Annotated in this window: 19 protein-coding genes; 8 read left to right on the top strand and 11 right to left on the bottom strand. The window is 59.8% G+C overall.

Translation table 11 applies throughout. The annotated features are described in order from the left end of the window. Positions 1-2 precede the first annotated feature (2 nt). Complete coding sequence (locus QAO71_RS12110; RefSeq protein ID WP_036988569.1) at positions 3-878, top strand: YihY/virulence factor BrkB family protein; 876 nt, start codon at positions 3-5, stop codon at positions 876-878. A gap of 72 nt (positions 879-950) precedes the next feature. Here the strand turns inward: QAO71_RS12110 and QAO71_RS12105 are convergent, their stop codons facing one another. Then, entirely contained in the window at positions 951-1,892 is a 942-nt protein-coding gene (locus QAO71_RS12105) for an endonuclease (protein WP_280164525.1), read from the bottom strand. A 273-nt stretch (positions 1,893-2,165) separates the two neighbouring features. On the opposite strand from QAO71_RS12105, the gene QAO71_RS12100 reads away from it, so the two are divergent. Then, positions 2,166-3,386: a 3-hydroxyacyl-CoA dehydrogenase gene (locus tag QAO71_RS12100; protein ID WP_074777906.1), complete on the top strand. Its 1,221-nt coding sequence runs from the start codon at positions 2,166-2,168 to the stop codon at positions 3,384-3,386. Positions 3,387-3,580: 194 nt separating this feature from the next. On the opposite strand, the gene QAO71_RS12095 is transcribed toward QAO71_RS12100, so the two are convergent. The 3 genes from QAO71_RS12095 to purM are packed head-to-tail and all read right to left on the bottom strand — an operon-like array spanning position 3,581 to position 6,067. After that, positions 3,581-4,339 (bottom strand): DUF3108 domain-containing protein, encoded by a 759-nt coding sequence (locus tag QAO71_RS12095; protein WP_051610699.1) that lies wholly within the window; start codon positions 4,337-4,339, stop codon positions 3,581-3,583. After that, complete coding sequence (gene purN, locus QAO71_RS12090; RefSeq protein WP_280164524.1) at positions 4,332-5,003, bottom strand: phosphoribosylglycinamide formyltransferase; 672 nt, start codon at positions 5,001-5,003, stop codon at positions 4,332-4,334. Before purN ends, QAO71_RS12095 begins: the two co-directional genes overlap by 8 nt. Beyond that, entirely contained in the window at positions 5,000-6,067 is a 1,068-nt protein-coding gene (purM, locus tag QAO71_RS12085; RefSeq protein WP_036988572.1) for a phosphoribosylformylglycinamidine cyclo-ligase, read from the bottom strand. The genes purN and purM overlap by 4 nt, the downstream gene beginning before the upstream one ends. Positions 6,068-6,258: 191 nt before the next feature. Between purM and QAO71_RS12080 the strand changes: the two genes are divergently transcribed. Next, positions 6,259-7,440, top strand: a complete 1,182-nt coding sequence (locus tag QAO71_RS12080; RefSeq protein WP_036988573.1) for a DUF2066 domain-containing protein — start codon at positions 6,259-6,261, stop codon at positions 7,438-7,440. A 55-nt stretch (positions 7,441-7,495) separates the two neighbouring features. Then, complete coding sequence (gene hda / locus QAO71_RS12075) at positions 7,496-8,203, top strand: DnaA regulatory inactivator Hda (protein WP_136868951.1); 708 nt, start codon at positions 7,496-7,498, stop codon at positions 8,201-8,203. On the opposite strand, the gene QAO71_RS12070 is transcribed toward hda, so the two are convergent. The 3 genes from QAO71_RS12070 to arsC are packed head-to-tail and all read right to left on the bottom strand — an operon-like array spanning position 8,204 to position 9,577. Then, positions 8,204-8,623: a DUF2069 domain-containing protein gene (locus QAO71_RS12070; RefSeq protein ID WP_036988575.1), complete on the bottom strand. Its 420-nt coding sequence runs from the start codon at positions 8,621-8,623 to the stop codon at positions 8,204-8,206. It abuts the gene before it with no gap. Continuing rightward, positions 8,610-9,227 carry an NAD(P)H:quinone oxidoreductase gene (gene wrbA, locus QAO71_RS12065; RefSeq protein ID WP_036988576.1) on the bottom strand — a complete coding sequence of 206 codons (618 nt, stop codon included), beginning with the start codon at positions 9,225-9,227 and terminating at the stop codon, positions 8,610-8,612. The genes QAO71_RS12070 and wrbA overlap by 14 nt, the downstream gene beginning before the upstream one ends. Further along, a complete protein-coding gene (arsC, locus tag QAO71_RS12060) occupies positions 9,224-9,577 on the bottom strand; it encodes an arsenate reductase (glutaredoxin) (RefSeq protein ID WP_036988577.1) in 354 nt (117 codons plus the stop codon). Before arsC ends, wrbA begins: the two co-directional genes overlap by 4 nt. Positions 9,578-9,728: 151 nt before the next feature. Between arsC and QAO71_RS12055 the strand changes: the two genes are divergently transcribed. Beyond that, positions 9,729-10,982 (top strand): YihY family inner membrane protein, encoded by a 1,254-nt coding sequence (locus tag QAO71_RS12055; RefSeq protein ID WP_074777910.1) that lies wholly within the window; start codon positions 9,729-9,731, stop codon positions 10,980-10,982. After that, entirely contained in the window at positions 10,982-11,419 is a 438-nt protein-coding gene (locus QAO71_RS12050) for a TlpA disulfide reductase family protein (protein WP_036988581.1), read from the top strand. Before QAO71_RS12055 ends, QAO71_RS12050 begins: the two co-directional genes overlap by 1 nt. A 3-nt stretch (positions 11,420-11,422) precedes the next feature. On the opposite strand, the gene QAO71_RS12045 is transcribed toward QAO71_RS12050, so the two are convergent. The 4 genes from QAO71_RS12045 to QAO71_RS12030 all read right to left on the bottom strand — a co-directional run bounded on the left by QAO71_RS12045 (position 11,423) and on the right by QAO71_RS12030 (position 15,884). After that, positions 11,423-12,004, bottom strand: a complete 582-nt coding sequence (locus tag QAO71_RS12045) for a transglycosylase SLT domain-containing protein (protein ID WP_280164523.1) — start codon at positions 12,002-12,004, stop codon at positions 11,423-11,425. A 2-nt stretch (positions 12,005-12,006) separates the two neighbouring features. Beyond that, positions 12,007-12,693, bottom strand: coding sequence for a hypothetical protein (locus QAO71_RS12040; protein WP_280164522.1), 687 nt, complete (start codon positions 12,691-12,693; stop codon positions 12,007-12,009). Positions 12,694-12,704: 11 nt separating this feature from the next. Continuing rightward, on the bottom strand, positions 12,705-14,441 hold the full coding sequence (locus QAO71_RS12035; protein WP_280164521.1) for a proline--tRNA ligase: 1,737 nt from the start codon (positions 14,439-14,441) through the stop codon (positions 12,705-12,707). Between the two features lie 174 nt (positions 14,442-14,615). Continuing rightward, positions 14,616-15,884 carry an OprD family porin gene (locus QAO71_RS12030; RefSeq protein WP_036988586.1) on the bottom strand — a complete coding sequence of 423 codons (1,269 nt, stop codon included), beginning with the start codon at positions 15,882-15,884 and terminating at the stop codon, positions 14,616-14,618. A gap of 283 nt (positions 15,885-16,167) precedes the next feature. On the opposite strand from QAO71_RS12030, the gene QAO71_RS12025 reads away from it, so the two are divergent. Next, entirely contained in the window at positions 16,168-16,599 is a 432-nt protein-coding gene (locus QAO71_RS12025) for an HIT family protein (protein ID WP_074777919.1), read from the top strand. Next, positions 16,596-16,811 carry a SlyX family protein gene (locus QAO71_RS12020; protein WP_074777921.1) on the top strand — a complete coding sequence of 72 codons (216 nt, stop codon included), beginning with the start codon at positions 16,596-16,598 and terminating at the stop codon, positions 16,809-16,811. The genes QAO71_RS12025 and QAO71_RS12020 overlap by 4 nt, the downstream gene beginning before the upstream one ends. The last annotated feature ends 7 nt before the right edge of the window (positions 16,812-16,818 follow it).

Below are 16,818 nucleotides of genomic sequence, written 5' to 3'. Positions count from 1 at the left end.
ACATGTCATTTTTGCAGCTGCGCAATGCCGGTGTTTTTACCGTTTTGAAGCGAACCGCGAAGGAATTCAGCGATGATGATATGTCGACCTATGCCGCGGCGTTGGCATACCGGGCGCTGTTTTCCATTTTCCCCTTTGTCCTGTTTCTCATGGCGGTGCTCGGTTTCCTGCATTTGCCGAACTTCTTTGATTGGCTGCGAGCCCAGGCGGCGATAGTCCTGCCACCGGTGGCGCTGGATCAGGTCAACCCGGTGATCGATCAATTGCAGGAAAGCCAAGGTGGGCTGCTGTCGTTCGGCATCCTGCTGGCGCTGTGGACCGCGTCGATTGGCGTGCGCTCACTGATGAACGCGATGAACAAGGCCTACGACGTCAAGGAGGGGCGACCCAGCTGGAAGCTGTTCATCCTGTCCATTCTTTACACCATAGGCATTGCCATAATGCTGCTGCTGGCGGCCGGCTTCATGACCCTGGGGCCGCAGGTGATGGCCTGGCTTGCTTCGCAGATCGGGCTGGAGCAGGTGCTGGTCGTGGTCTGGAGCTGGCTGCGCTGGCCGGTGGCTATTCTGCTGCTGATGCTGGCCGTTGCGCTGATCTATTACGCTACGCCCGATGTCGAGCAGGAGTTTCGGTTCATCACTCCGGGTTCGGTGGTGGCGGTGATCGTCTGGCTTGCCGCCTCGGTCGGCTTCGGTATCTATGTGCAGAACTTCGCCAACTACAATGCGACCTACGGCAGTATCGGGGCGATTATCGTATTGCTGTTGTATTTCTACATTACTGCCGCCGTCCTGCTGCTGGGTGCTGAGCTCAATGCGGTGATCGAACATCTTTCCATGGAGGGCAAGGACGAGGGGGAAAAGGAAATCCCGCAATAAGGGTCTGGCGATGTTCATCTACTCCGTCATCCTCGGCTGCGCCGGGGATGACGGAAGGCGAGCCGGGTTACTTCAACGGCAGTTTCCAGCCTTGCGGTAACCCTGCTGCTGCGCTTCGGCTTCGCTGTTGAACCGCTGGATATTGCGGGCACTGACCTGACCGTAGCTCGGGCAACCCTGGGGCAAGTGATAAACCTTGCTGTTGCGGTTGCCGATGATGCGGTGGTCTGCTGACGCCGGGGCACGCTCAGTCGAGCGGGTCGAGGCGACCACTCCGGCACCGCTGTTGTGATGGTTCAGCGTCCATTGCCGCGCACCGGTGACGAAGGGATTGTCATGACCCATCAACCGGCTGATACGCTGATTGCGCTCCTGTTCCCAGATACTTACCGGCTGTTGCCGGTCCCAAGCCATCAGCAACCGTTGTTGCTGACTGGACATGGTCAGATCGTAATGATCGTGCATGTAGAACCAGACCCGGGCGATCTGCCCCTTCACTTCATTTCGCGGCTCCACGGTCCGCTCGGAAAACGCCACCTTGAAATCGCACTGACCATGTTGATAGGGCGTACCCGGTAGCATGCCGAAACGAAAGTTGCTGCGATCGGCATTGGTTTCACCGATGGCCGGCGTGAGGTTGTGCAGGTCGGCTTCCATGGCACTGAACACCGGGTCGGTCTTCTTGCAGTTGCTGCGACCGCCCTGCTGCCAGCACTGACGCTGCTGGCCGAACAGCGAAGCGGGGACGATATGCTCCCATTCGATCCGGGCGGCACGGTTGGGTTGGGCGCGGGTGCGGTAGCCGCAGCTGGCTGCATCCACTACGCCGCCGGAGCGGCCAACCCATTCCCAGCTGCAGCCGCAATAGAAGCTGCCATGGTCATTGCGGTCGTGGTACACCTGTTGGCGAGCCAGCGTCTTGGCGGACTCGAAAGTCGCCGGCGCAGCGGACAGGATGGATGGGAACAGAAAAGCGAAGAGACAGAGTGCGAGGGTACGACAGGATCTGGACATTGAACGACTTATAGCAATGAGAACCGGGGTATCCGATACAGCGGGCGCCATTGTACCGAAAGGCTAACGGAAAGTGTCCGTTCAGACGCAATCGGCTCGCATTTGAGTCAGATAATCTGCTGGCGCATATTCATATCCTGAATGCCGCCTATGGACGGGTTTCGTTTTTATTCGACGGGGCTTTTGCGTAATGTAATGGGCCGTTCAGTCCCTGCCGGTAGCCGCTGTAGTAACTGGTCCGGCGTATAAATACGATGATTTGGAGAGGAAATCATGGCTTCGTTTGAAGACATCAAGCAGGTAGGTGTAATCGGTGCCGGTACCATGGGACGTGGCATCGTCATGAACTTTGTCAACGCTGGTTACCCGGTGGTCTGGCTGGACGTGAATGGCGAGATGCTGGAGAAGGGCCTGGTCGAGATCGCCAATGTGTATAAGCGTTCGGTGGCCCAGCAACGTTTTGATGAGGCTGAGGCCCAGGCTCGCGTACAGCGCATCACCACCACTCAGGACTATGCCGCCCTGGCCGACATGGATCTGGTGGTCGAGGCCGTGTATGAAAACATGGACCTAAAGAAGACCATTTTCGCTGAGCTGGACAAGGCGGTTAAGCCATCTGGCATTCTGGCGACCAACACCTCTTATCTTGATATCGACGAGATTGCTTCCGCCACCCAGCGTCCGGCGCAGGTGCTGGGCCTGCATTTCTTCAGCCCGGCACACATCATGAAGCTGCTGGAAGTGGTGCGTGGCAAGGCCACAGACCAGGATGTGCTGGATGCCTGCCTGGCGGTCGGCAAGAAGATCGGCAAGGAAGCGGTACTGGCTGGCAACTGCCACGGTTTCATCGGTAACCGCATGCTGTCGATGTATTCGCGCCAGTCCCGTGAAGTAGTGCTGGAAGGTGCCACGCCCTGGCAGGTGGATCAGGCGCTCCAGGGCTTCGGCATGGCCATGGGCCCGTATCGTATGTATGACGTGGTCGGGGTGGACTTGGGCTGGCGTTCGCGGCAGTTGGCCGGTGTTGGCCGCGGCGAGCCGATCGTGTGGCTGGACAACCGCCTGTGTGAAATGGAGCGTTTCGGTCAGAAAAGCGGCCATGGCTTCTACCGTTACGAGCCGGGCAGCCGTCAGGCGATTCATGATCCAGAAACCGACATGATGGCCCGCGAAGTGGCCGAAGAAGCCGGTTATACCGCCCGCGACGTGGCTGATGAAGAAATCGTCCAGCGTTGCATTCTGGCACTGGTCAATGAAGGTGCGCGTATTCTGGATGAGGGCTTTGCCGAAAGCGCCGAGGATATCGATCGTGTTTACCGTTTCGGCTACGGCTTCCCGGCCGAGCGTGGCGGGCCGATGACCTATGCCGACAGCCTGGGGCTGGACGTGGTGCTACAGCAGATCCGTGAGCTGGAAGCGCGTCAGGGCGAGTTCTGGAAGCCGGCCGCTGGTCTGGTCAAGCGTGCCGAGGCCGGTGAGAAGTTTATCGGTTGAGTGTTGACCGGACACTGCCATAGCCTGAGAAGGCTATGGCACCGAAAAGCAGTACCTGCGGTAATTGAAAGCAGGGGAGCGGCAATCCGAAAGTGGTGGGATGCCGTAGGAACTGATGAGGCCGCAGGTTTCGGGGCGTAGCGCACCTGCGCTACGCCAATGGCCCTTTGGCCGCGCAGCGTCCGATCTTGCTGTCAGTCACTCTTGACCGGCGTGCCGATCACCGGCTCGCCATCCAGCGTCGCTTCCTTGAGCATGATCTGATAATGCTGACCGTCAGTCTCAATCTGGCTCAGGCGGACCAGCAGATACTGCCAATCCTTGGCGAACCACAAGGTTGTCTCCCGCTTGGCGTCGGGCTCGCGTACGCGTTCGACCTCCACGGCGTCAAACTGCCCGGCGCGGGTGGTGACGCGTTTCTCACCGGTGACGCGGAAGCGGTATTCCTCTATCTCGTCTTCATCCGCTACCCGATAACTCATCTCGGTCTTGCCTGCCATCAGATCGCGCTGCAGGGCCAGTTGATAAGTGGTGCGGTCGAGCAGTCCGGGTTCGGCCGGCAGGCTGAAGGATTCCTTCTTATGCTCGCCGGTGACTACGCCGGCTTCCCAGTCAAAGTTCTGTGTGGTCACGCGGCCACGGCCCAGGCCCTTGCGCTCGTAGCGATAACTGAGCGGGATCAACTGGTCGTTCTCCAACCGCAGCTGGCTTTCCTCGTTCAGCCTTGCGACGAACATGCCGGCATGGAAGGACAGGGTCCAGGTACCGTCGGGGTTGGCCTGCAGGCTGTGCGTGGCCTCGCCGTTGACCGGAATCTTCTTCATGTCGGCAGCGTAGCTGGCGGTAAAGGGAACCAGCTCCTGCGCGTGGACCAGGCTGCTGCCGAGAGCCAGTACCGCGGCGGCCAGCCAGCGGCCCGGGCGACGGAACAAGAGCGAACTGCTGTCAATCATGCAAATGACCTCGCGTATCTGCTTCGAATTGATCCAGCCTGAGGCCACAGGGAGCGATAGGTGTGCCATCCAGGCAAGCTTGGCCGTCCTCCAGCCGCAGGCGACCGCTGATGTACAGCATAGCAGCCAGTGGATAGAGTCGATGTTCGGTGTCCCGCACCCGTGCAGCTAGGGTGTCGGGCGTATCATCGGCCAGCACCGGCACATGGGACTGCATGATAGCCGGGCCGCCATCGAGCTCCTCGGTGACGAAATGCACCGTGGCGCCATGCTCGCGGTCGCCGGCCTCCAGTGCCCGTCGGTGAGTGTGCAGGCCGGTGTACTTCGGCAGCAGCGACGGATGGATATTCAGCAGGCGCCCCTGATAGTGCTGAACGAACTCGGAGGTGAGGATGCGCATGAATCCGGCCAGAATGACCAGGTCGGGCGCATGGGTATCGATGAGCGCGGCGAGTGCCTGATCATAGGTGGCTCGGTCGGCGAATTCTCGATGATCGAGAACGGCGCCAGGAATACCGGCCCTGGCGGCGCGCTCCAGACCGAAGGCATCGGCGCGGTTGGAAATCACCGCGACAATGTCAGCCTGCCGGGCATGCAGAGTATCGATAAAAGCCTGCAGGTTGCTGCCTGATCCGGAGATCAGGACGACGATGCGGCAGCTCATCCGCGGCCGTTACGCAGTACTACAGCCTCACCGTTGGCAGCGGCATTGTCGATGGAACCGATGATCCAGGGTTGCTCGCCGGCGTCCTTCAGTACCTGCAAGGCGTTGTCGGCCTGATCGGCCGCGACGCAGATGACCATCCCGACGCCGCAGTTGAGCACGCGGTGCATCTCGGTTTCGTCGACGTTGCCCTGTTCTTGCAGCCAGTCGAATACCGCCGGGCGCTGCCAGCTGCTCAGATCGATGATGGCGCTGGCACCTTCTGGCAGCACGCGGGGAATGTTCTCCAGCAGGCCGCCACCGGTGATGTGAGCCATGGCTTTCACTGCGCCGGTCTGCTTGATCAGCTGCAGCAGGGCCTTGACGTAGATGCGCGTTGGCGCCATCAGCAGGTCGGTCAGCGGCTGGCCATCCAACTGCACGTTCTTGATGTCGGCACCGGCGACTTCGATGATCTTGCGAATCAGCGAGTAGCCATTGGAGTGCGGGCCGGAAGAGGGCAGGGCCAGCAGCACGTCGCCGGGCTGGACCTTGGTGCCATCAATGATCTCGGCCTTTTCCACTACGCCGACGCAGAAGCCAGCCAGGTCATAGTCATCACCTTCGTACATGCCGGGCATTTCCGCGGTCTCGCCACCCACCAGGGCGCAGCCGGCCAGTTCGCATCCAGCGCCGATACCGGTGACCACCTGGGCGGCGACATCGACATTCAATTTGCCAGTGGCATAGTAGTCAAGGAAAAACAGCGGCTCAGCACCACAGACCACCAGGTCGTTCACACACATGGCCACCAGGTCGATGCCGATCTGGTCATGTTTGTTCAGGTCCATCGCCAGGCGCAGCTTGGTGCCGACGCCGTCCGTGCCCGAGACCAGTACCGGCTGGGTGTAGCCCGCCGGGATTTCACAGAGCGCCCCGAAGCCACCCAGCCCCCCCATGACTTCCGGGCGCGCGGTACGTTTGGCGACATGTTTGATGCGATCGACAAGGGCATTTCCGGCGTCTATGTCGACCCCGGCGTCCTTGTAGCTGATGGAAGGCTTGGCGGGCTTTTGGCTGCTCATGCGTGGGTCTCGAGTGATCAAAGTGGGGAACGCGCTAGTGTACCAATTCATCGCGCAGGCGACCATGCTCCGACGACTTTACACCGCTACGGTTGCTGCCGCTCCAGTGCTTGTTTAATGTATGCGCTTTAGGGCCGCTGTTTCACCGCCGTTTCGAGGCTGACAGTCGCATTCACCAGATGGAATTACCCATGCGTTTCAAGCAAAGAGTCCGGCTGCTTCTATTGTGCGTTGCTGCCCTGGCGTCGTTCAATCTCAGCGCTGCGGTGCTGGATGATCTCTATCGGGTGCAGGTCGCTCAGGCCGAGGACCAAAGCCGGGACGACGCGCTGCGGGGGGCCACCCGGGTTATGTTCCAGCGTCTGGTGGGCAGTGATGTGGAACTGCAGCGTGGCCCCTTGGCCAATGCGATGAAATCGCCACAAGACATGATGCGCCGCATTGGTACAGCGGAGGGTGGCCAGCTTCGCATTGAATTCGACTCCCAAGCGCTGACCAAGCTGGTGCGCGAGGCCGGGTTGCCCGCCCTGGGCCGCAACCGTCCGGGTATCGTGCTCTGGGCGGTAGAAGCCAACGAGCTGGGTGATCGTACTCTGAGCCCGGTCAGTGCCTGGGCATTGACCTTGAAGGAAGCGGCGGCGCATCGCGGCGTTGCCCTGAGTTTTCCGCTGGGTGACCTGCAGGACATGAGCCAGGTCGACGAGCAACTGATCCGTCAGGCCAGCCGGGACGAGCTGCTGGCGGCCAGTGAGCGCTATCCAGTAGAGGGCACCTTGGCGATGACGGTGACGGGAGAAGGGGATCAGAGCGCGCTGGACTGGACATTGTGGCTGAATGACCGGAGCGATTCGGGGCGCATCACTGGCACCGCCGAGGCCGCCGCGGATGAGCTGATGGTCGCTATCGCCAATGCGGTATTCACTCAATATGCGACACCCGCCGGCGCTGCCGACGGGGCGTCCGGCTGGCGTTTGCATGTCGAGGGCATCAATAGCGTGGCCGATTATGCCGGTCTGCTGCGTTCGGTGAATCAACTGGGCTCCCAGACTCCGCAGTTGATCGCCATCGAGGGTGACAAGGTGCAGCTGCAAGTGAGTTTCCCCGGCAGCGAAGCCCAGCTGGAACGCTTGCTCAATCTGGATATGCGTCTGCAACGCATGCCTGAGCCAATAGTTGAGCAGCCTGTTGCTACCGAGCTGCCGAGCGACCCGGCAGATGTCGGGATGGCGCCCGAGGAGGATGTCGGTCTTGCTCAGGAGCCTGGCGCCGAGCCGGCTGAAGCCCCGCTGCCGATTGCTGAGCCCGAGCAGAACCAGCCCGCGGTGCCTGCCACCCCGACGCTACCCACCTTATATTTCCGCTGGCGTGGCTGATGATGACGCATCGGCTGCTGGGCAGCGGAGCGACACATAAGGTGGAATCGGTCTGATGGCGCAACCCATGCAGCTGCCCCTGGGCGTCAAACTCCGGGACGAAGCCACCTTCGACAATTATTATCCCGGCTCCAATGCCGGCGTGCTGGCAGCGCTGCAAGTCCTGGCCGACGTCCAATCTGCGCCGGCCGAGCTGTATATCTACCTGTGGGGGGCGTCTGGCAGCGGTCGTTCGCATTTGTTGCAGGCCGCCTGTCACCGGATGGCGGAAACAGGCGGCCTGGCGATGTATCTGCCGTTGGCCGAGCTGCTGGATCACGGTCCGGGATTGCTGGAAGGTATGGAGCAGTTCGACTTGTTGTGTCTGGATGAACTGGATGCGCTGGCGGGCCGGGAGGAGTGGGAGGAAGCCCTGTTCCACCTCTACAACCGCATTCAGCAACGCCAAGGGCGGCTGCTGATTGCCGCCGCCGCCGCGCCCCGGGCGTTGCCATTGCAACTACCGGACCTGGTCTCGCGCCTCGGTTGGGGGCTGGTATTCCAATTGCAGGTGTTGGATGACGAAGGCAAGCAGCAGATGCTCAAGTTGCGCGCCGAGCGGCGCGGCCTGCAAATGCCCGATGAGGTGGCGCGCTATATTCTCAGTCGTGGCGCGCGGGGCATGAGTGAGCTGTTTTCCGCCCTTGAGCAGCTGGACCAGGCATCCCTGCAGGCCCAGCACCGATTGACCATTCCTTTCGTCAAACGGGTAATGGGTTGGTAATCAGGCTCCGGCGGGGTGTAATGCACGTACCCGCTGCGCCTGGAAACTCCAGCGCACATATCCCAGTGCAGTGATGAAATACAGCACGCTGGTACCCACCAGAATGGCGCCATAGAGTTCACGCCCCGGCTGAAAGCAGGTCTGTACCCCATAGATGAAATACAGGTTGATGGCAAAGCACAGCCAGGCATGGGCGCGCACATTACCCAGGGCAATACCCGGCAGAAAGATCAGCAGCGGTACCAGCAATACACCGATGATTACCACCGGATTGGCGCCATGCAGGTCGGCGATGAAGGCGTTGTAGATGAACAGGCACAGCAACAGCCCGGCATAGCCCAGCGCTGCGAGCAGGCGACTGATACGTATGCGCGGTTCCAGGTAATGCAGTGATGGCAAGGGTTTGTCAGCTTTGGACATGAACGGCTCCGGCCAGTAGCTGACGAGTGACCGTGGCCACGCGCTTGCCGAGTGCCCGGCACAGGGCAGTCTCGTGACTGTCCAGCGGGCGGGAACCGTCGCCACCGGCCAGATGGCTGGCACCGTAGGGTGTACCACCCCCGCGGGTCTCGGTGAGTGCGGCCTCGCTGTAGGGCAGGCCGACCAGCAGCATGCCATGGTGCAGCAGCGGCAGCTGCATGGAGAGCAGGGTGCTTTCCTGCCCGCCGTGCATGCTGGCGGTGGTGGTGAATACGGCGGCTGGCTTGCCGGACAGGCTGCCAGACAGCCACAGGCTGCTGGTGCCGTCGATGAAGTATTTCAGCGGCGCTGCCATGTTGCCGAAGCGGGTTGGACTGCCGAGTACCAACGCCGCGCAATTCTTCAGGTCATCCTCGGTGCAGTAGAGCGCGCCGCTGTCGGGGATTTCCGGAGCGCTGGCGCGAGTCTCGGTGGTTACCTTGGGAACCGTGCGCAGGCGCGCTTCCAGGCCGGCCTGCTCGATACCTTCGGCAATCAGACGGGCCATCTTGGCGGTAGCGCCGTTATGGCTGTAATACAGCACCAGAACATAGGGATCATTCATGCGTACAGCTCCAATACCCGCTCCGGCGGGCGCGCAATGATGGCCTTGCCGTCACGGATGACGATGGGACGCTCGATCAGGCGCGGGTAGTCCACCATGGCCTGAACCAATTCGGCTTCGCTCAGATCGGGGTCGTCCAGCTGCAATTCCTTGTAGACATTTTCTCCCTTGCGCATCAGCTCGCGTGCGGAGAGGCCCAGTTGCTGCAGCAGGGCGCTGAGGGTGGCGCTGTCGGGCGGTGTGTCTATGTACTGGATGACTTCCAGTTCATCGCCTTGCTGTTCCAGCAGCGCCAGTGCCTGGCGTGATTTGGAGCAGCGGGGGTTGTGATAGATGCTTACCCTGGACATGGCAATCTCCGTTCAGGTCGGATTCGATCCGCCGCGCTGTGGCCGGGGCGGGGTATGAAGGCTATTCTAAGCGCTTGAAGACCATTGACAACCACCCCGTCTCGCCAGGGAGGCAATGGACTATGAGGGTATCGTTTTTCAGGGAGTCTGAATGCCGCGTCAACTGCAACTGCTATGGTACTTCTGCCGTTATCTGTTCCGGCGGTTCGGCGAGGACAACTGCGCCAAAAATGCCGCAGCTCTGACCTATACGACCCTGTTCGCGGTAGTGCCGGTGATGACGGTTACCTATGCGATGCTGGCGGCAATACCGGCATTCAATCAGGTGGGCGGGCAGGTCGAGACCTTCATCTTCGACAATTTCGTTCCTTCCACCGGGGCGACCCTGCGTGAATACCTATCCGAGTTCTCCCAGCAAGCCCGGCAGCTGACCGGCATTGGCGTGGCGCTGCTGATGGTGACCGCGCTGCTGATGTTGCTGAACATCGAGAAGGCGTTCAATGCCATCTGGCGAATACGCTACCCGCGTCGGGGCATTTCCAGTTTCCTGCTGTATTGGGCGGTGTTGAGTCTGGGGCCGCTGCTGCTGGGGGCAGGGTTTGTGGTCAGTACCTATCTGGCATCTTTGTCTTTTCTATCTGGGGATGCGGTGCTGGCATCTGCCTGGCGGCAGCTGCTGGGCTGGTTGCCGCTGCTGCTGAGCATCGCGGCCTTTACGCTGATCTATGTGGCGGTGCCCAATACCCGGGTGCGGCTCAAGCATGCTTTTGCCGGGGGGCTGCTGGTGGCCTTGCTGTTCGAGGGGGCCAAGGCCAGCTTTGCTCTTTATGTGGCGTTGTTTCCGAGCTTTCAGCTGATCTATGGTGCCTTCGCGGCGTTTCCGCTGTTTCTGCTGTGGATCTACGTCAGCTGGATGATCATTCTGTTCGGCGCCGAACTGGTCTGTAATCTGGGCAGCAGCTCTGCCTGGCAGCGTCCGACCTATCCCCGGCTGATCCATCTGCTGGCGTTGCTGCGCGTGTTTCTCCTCGCGCAGCGGCAAGGGCATACAGTGGACCTGGCACGGGTGAATGCCGCCGGTTGGGGTGTGCCGGAAGATCTGTGGCTGCAGTTGACCGAGTGGCTTGAAACCCGGCGCATTATCACTCGTGCCCAGCAGGGTGGCTATGTGCTGAGTAGGGACCTCGATCAAATGGAGCTGACGGAGTTGCTGGACGCATTGCCGGAGGCTGTGCCCAGCGTGGCCTCGTTGCCGCTGTTGTTGCATGGGGATGACGTCTGGTATCCGGCGGTACGCGAAGCGCTGGTCGAACTCGAAGACAATCGCCGCCATATCCTCGCCGGCAGTGTAAAAAACTGGCTGGGTGGGGATGGCAGGGGCGCATCGATTACTGGGGAGGAATAATGAGAACTGCTTTGTTGGGCGTCATTCTGGGCGCCGGGGTACTGCTGGCTGGCTGCGGTGAGGAGCGCTGGCTGGATCATCGTGGTGAGAGCGTCAGTCGGGCAGATCTGCAGGACCGCTGGATGGTGGTGAACTATTGGGCCGAATGGTGCGCACCCTGCCGACATGAGTTGCCCGAGTTCAACAGTCTGGCAAAAAAACCGAACGTGGCGGTATTCGGCGTTAACTATGATGGTATCAGCGGTAATGAGTTGCATGAGCTGGCAGATGAAATGGATATCGAATTTGCCGTGATGGGGCAGGACTTCGTCGACAGCTTTGGTCTCGAACGTCCGCAGGTATTGCCGACCACTTACGTCTTCAACCCCGATGGGAAGTTACTGCACAGCCTGGCGGGACCACAGACCGAGGAGACATTACTGGCGCTGCTGGAATAGGGGCTAGTCCTTTACATACCAGTACCGATACCAGTACTCCTGTACCTTGTCCGGATAGCGGTGACTGCCCAGGCTGCCGTTGTAGCGTGCCAGGGCTCGGCGCAGATCGCCTTTTTCCAGGTCGAGATAATATTTGAGGATGGTGCAGCCGTAGCGCAGGTTGGTCGCCAGATCGATCAGATTATCGTCGGGGCGGCCCAGCTCGTTTTTCCAGAATGGCATCACCTGCATCACACCCTGGGCGCCGACGCGGGACAGGGCGTAGCGGTCGAACAGGCTTTCCACATGGATCACCGCCAACACCAGGTCGGGTTTCAGGCCGGCCTGACGGGCTTCCCGATGCACCAACTGCAGAAAACGCAGTCGTTCCGCTTCGTCGGGCAAATAGCGGCGCAGCCGGGTAGACATATCCAGCAACCAGACTTCGGCATCGAAGGCGTCGGCGAAGCTGTCTGCCTGGGACACGGTATGCATCAGCAGGGCCCGTAGATCGGGATCGACCGGTGAGTGCGGCTGGTTGGCCACCGCTGCCGCCGGGGCGAGGCTCAGGGCAAGGCAGAACACAATCCATGTGTAGCGTGGCATGATCAGGGCTGCTTGCCGCCCTCCAGTGCTTGCAGGAACTCGGCCTGCAACTCGGGATCACCGACCGTCAACACGATGAGCATGTTCTCCAGCTGGTTGGATTCCTCTTCCAGGCCCAGGGCATCGAGACGGCGGATACGATAGACCCACTGTTCGACGCCGCTTTCCTCCAGGTTGTCATGCACCAGCATCACCGCTTCGCGCAGGACCGAACGCAGCTCGCGACTGATAAGCAGCGTCTGCTCGGCAACCACACCTGGTCCGGCGCGGGCGATAAGCTGAACGGCGCGCAGGTTCTCGAAATCGAGTTCAACGAATTGCTCGTCCAGCAGGTTCAACCGCAGCATGCCATCATGGTTGGTACGCAATGCGAAACGTCGATCTTCGGCGATCATGCTGACCAGTTGATTGTCCCAGGGCAGGGCCTGGTAACTCTCATGACTGTTGGTCAGCCGATCACGACCATCAAACTCGGTTACCCGGTGCAACCATTGCTCGGTCACCCGGATATTGCGTTGGGGAGAAGCCAACACCCGTTGTTCGCCAGCATCGATGTGCAGATTGTGGCTGACCAGCTCACGCTCCACCCGCACTGTCGCGGCCCCCGAGGGCTGCGGCTGACTGCTGCAGGCCGTCAGGGTCAGTCCGGCGCATAGCCACAGGGCCCAGGGCAGCATCGGTTGACGCATTCCAAGTGATCTCATTGGGTGCAGGTGCGTTCAAGCAGGAAGTTGAGCATCTCGGCTGCTGGCACGCTGCTCGCTTCCTGATCGCGGCGGTATTTGTATTCCAGCTGCCCTTCGGCCAGTCCGCGATCACTGATCACCACGCGGTGGGGGATGCCGATCAGATCCATATCGGCAAACTTCATACCGGGGCTCACTTTCTTGTCACGATCATCCAGCAGCACTTCGACGCCGGCTTGCTGCAGGCTCTTATACAGCTGCTCGGTGGCTTCGCGTACTGCCTCGGAGCTTTCCATCTTCATCGGCACCAGTGCCACCTGGAAAGGCGCCAGCGCGTCCGGCCAGATGATTCCCCGGGCGTCATAGTTCTGCTCGATGGCCGAAGCGACCACGCGGGATACACCGATACCGTAGCAGCCCATGATCAGGGTCGACATCTTGCCCTGCTCATTGAGCACGTTGCAGTTCATGGCTTCGCTGTACTTTTTGCCCAACTGGAAGATATGGCCGACCTCGATACCGCGCTTGATCACCAGGGTGCCATTGCCATCCGGGCTGATATCGCCTTCGACTACGTTGCGCAGGTCCGCCACTTCGTCGAAACGGGCATCGCGTTCCCAGTTCACGCCACGCAGATGCTTGCCGTCCTGGTTCGCCCCGCAGACAAAGTCCGCCAGATGGGCGGCGCTGTGGTCGGCAATGACATGCATGTTCAGGGCGATCGGTCCGATGGAGCCAGGCTTGCAGCCGATGGTCTGCTGGATCTGCGCTTCACTGGCGAAGGTCAGCGGGGCATGGATGGCAGGGTGGTTCTCGGCCTTGATCTCGTTCAACTCATGATCGCCGCGCAGGACCAGTGCCACCAGCGGTTGCGGTGCGCCTTCTTCCTTGGCCACGCCCAGCACGATCAGAGACTTGACGGTACGCTCGGCCGGCAGGCCGAGGAACTCGCATACAGCGTCGATGGTTTGCTGGTTCGGGGTGTCCACCAGCGTCTTGTCTTCGGCGGCGGCAGGGCGCTCGCCTTGCGGGGGCTGGGCCGTGGCCTTTTCTATATTGGCGGCGTAGCTGCCGGTGTCGGAAAAGACGATGGCATCTTCGCCGGAATCGGCGAGTACATGAAATTCATGGGAGCCTTCGCCGCCGATCGAGCCGTTATCAGCCACCACCGGGCGGTAATCCAGCCCCAGGCGGCTGAAGATATTGCAATAAGCCTGATACATGCGGTCGTAGGTCTGCTGCAGCGAGCCCTGTTCCAGATGGAAGGAGTAGGCGTCCTTCATGCTGAACTCGCGGGACCGCATCAGGCCGAAGCGTGGACGGATCTCATCGCGGAATTTGGTCTGGATCTGATACAGGTTGAGCGGCAACTGCTTGTAGCTGCTGATCTCGTTGCGCGCCAGATCGGTGATGACTTCCTCATGAGTCGGCCCCACGCAGAATTCACGGCCATGACGGTCCTGCAGGCGCAGCAGTTCGGGGCCGTATTGTTCCCAGCGGCCCGACTCCTGCCACAGCTCCGCCGGCTGGATCGCCGGCATCAGTACTTCGAGCGCACCGGCACTGTCCATCTCCTCGCGTACCACCTTCTCCACTTTGCGCAGTACCCGCAGGCCCATCGGCAGCCAGGTGTACAGACCCGAGGCGATCTTGCGGATCATGCCGGCCCGCAGCATCAACTGATGACTGATAACGGTCGCGTCGGCGGGAGTTTCCTTGAGGGTGGAGATCAGATATTGACTGGTACGCATGGGCGGAGAAGGTCCTGAGGGCAGAATCGAAGAATGCGGCTTATTGTACGTTCGTCCCCTGACGGCGTATAGCCTGCCGCAGGGCAGACCAGGGTGCTGCTGCAGCTGTTCCGTCGGACGGTCAGGCAAGAAAAAACCCGGCCAGGGCCGGGTTCTTTCTTGCAGCTGGGTTGCTTAGAGCAGATTCCAGGTGTAGGAAGCGATCAGACGGTTTTCGTCGATGTCGCCGCCGAGTGCGCTGTCCTGACGGACCGTTGCGTTACGCCATACCAGGTTGACTCCCTCCAGGAAGCCGCGCTGCACGGTATAACGGATATCGGTATCACGTTCCCAGCGAGAGTCGCTGACGCCCGGTGCTGTATCGATATTGTCACCAGTGATATAGCGGGTCATGAATGTCAGACCGGGAATGCCTACACCTTCGAAGTCATAATCGTAGCGGGCCTGCCAGGAGCGCTCATCCTTGGCGTTGAAGTCGAGCACCTGCACCGAGTTGGCCAGATAGATGCCAGAGTCGAAATATTCGAAGCCGGCATCGCCGCCCATACGCTGATAGGCCAAGGTAAGATCATGGAAGCCTGCACCCAGAGTAAATGCCAGCGACGTGGCGTCGTTGTCATATTCTTCGGCAGCGGGGCTGTCATCCGAGGTCTTGTAGTGAGACAGATCGGTGGTCAGATCCAGGCCATTACCCAGATCAAGGGTGTGGGTAATCCCTGCGTAATGACGCTTCCACAGGTCTTCAGCCTTGGAGGTGTACAGCGAGGCGCTGAGGGTGTCAGCAAACTCATAGGTACCACCCAGGTAGTCGACCTTCTGGTCCTCGTCTGCAACGAAACCGCCTTCGCGTTGGGAGGACATGCCCATTTCACCGCGATCAGTCATGCGGCCGGCTTCCAGGAACAGGCCATCGAGCGAGGTATTGGAAATGCTGTAACCGAAATAATGGTTCGGCAGCAGGCGCGCATCTTCATAGTTGATGACCGGGTTTTCGGTCAGGTGTACGCCATAACGCAGAGTAGTATCACCGGCAATATTGGCTTTCACTGCGCCGCGGATCTCGGCATATTCGGCAGCGGTATCGCCATTGGAGTCGGTCGGCAGCATGTTCAGGCGACCGTTGTGACCGCCGCTGCTGTCCAGTTTGATGCCGGCTAGCGCCAGCACGTCTGCGCCCAGGCCGACCGGACCTTGGGTGTAGCCGGACTGGAAGTTGAGAATGAAGCCAGTTGCAGTTTCTTCTGCGCGGCTCATGTTGCCGGTGTTCTGGTTGGCTTGACCAGGGTCTCGGTAATCACGGTTGAAATACAGGGTGCGGCTTTCCAGCGTAGCGGTAGCACCTTCAACGAATCCTTCGCCCTGGGCTACAGCCTGGGTGGTAACAAGCCCGTTTGCCATGGCGACAGCCAGGGCGACGGAACTCCATTTGATAGTCTCTTTCATATCCTGTGCTCCTTCCTGTAATAAAGAAATGTGCTCTGGTTACAATCCCCGGGCGCAGCTTCTTCAAATCGTATCGCCTTGATTAAAGCAGTAAAGTTCCATAAATGCGAAAGCGATACGCAAAAAAACTGTCCGGCGTTCCATCACCCGGCCTCGGCTACCATTCGGCCTGGTGTATTATTGTCATGCACAGCAAGAGCTTAGCGGCTCCCTTCGCTATTTCCTTGACCTGCCTCAGATTTCGGCAGATTTTTACGCAACTTGATCCCTGTAAGGAAGTCCTATGTACCGTCTTCATCCGCAACTCGTCAATGATGGCATTTGGGTAGGCGACTTCAGTTTGAGTACGCTGTTACTGATTAATGATGTGCAGTATCCGTGGTTTGTGCTGGTGCCCAAGCGCGAGGATGTGTCTGAAATATTTCAACTAGATCAAGCTGACCGGCAGCAATTGCTGAACGAATCCTGCTGGTTAGCCGAGGCGCTGAAAGATGCTTTTTCCGCACACAAGATCAATATCGCAGCGCTGGGTAACATGGTCAGCCAGTTGCATGTACATCATATAGTTCGATATCGGCATGATCCAGCCTGGCCTGCGCCGGTATGGGGGAAGTTGCCACCGATAGCCTATACCGAGGAACAATTAAAGGATTGTATCAAGCGTTTGCAGCGCGTACTGACATCCAACATTGTCTATGCGGAGCGGTTTAGATGAATGACCAACTGATTGCGCGGATGGATGAATTGGAAATGCGGTTGGCATTTCAGGACGACACCATACAGGCGCTGAACGATGTGGTGAGCCGTCAGGAGTCGCAGCTGGAAAGATTGCAGCGGGCGCTGGAGTTGCTGGCTCGCCGGCAGGCTGATCTGGCGGCATCCATGCCGGGGGAGACGGAGGACGATCAACCTCCGCCTCATTATTGAGCAGTTG

Origin of the sequence: Halopseudomonas sp. SMJS2 (genome assembly GCF_029866945.1) — a bacterium.
GTDB classification, from domain to species: Bacteria; Pseudomonadota; Gammaproteobacteria; order Pseudomonadales; family Pseudomonadaceae; genus Halopseudomonas; species Halopseudomonas bauzanensis.
Note: the sequence above shows the minus strand (reverse complement) of the source record. Positions and strands in the feature narration are given on the sequence as shown.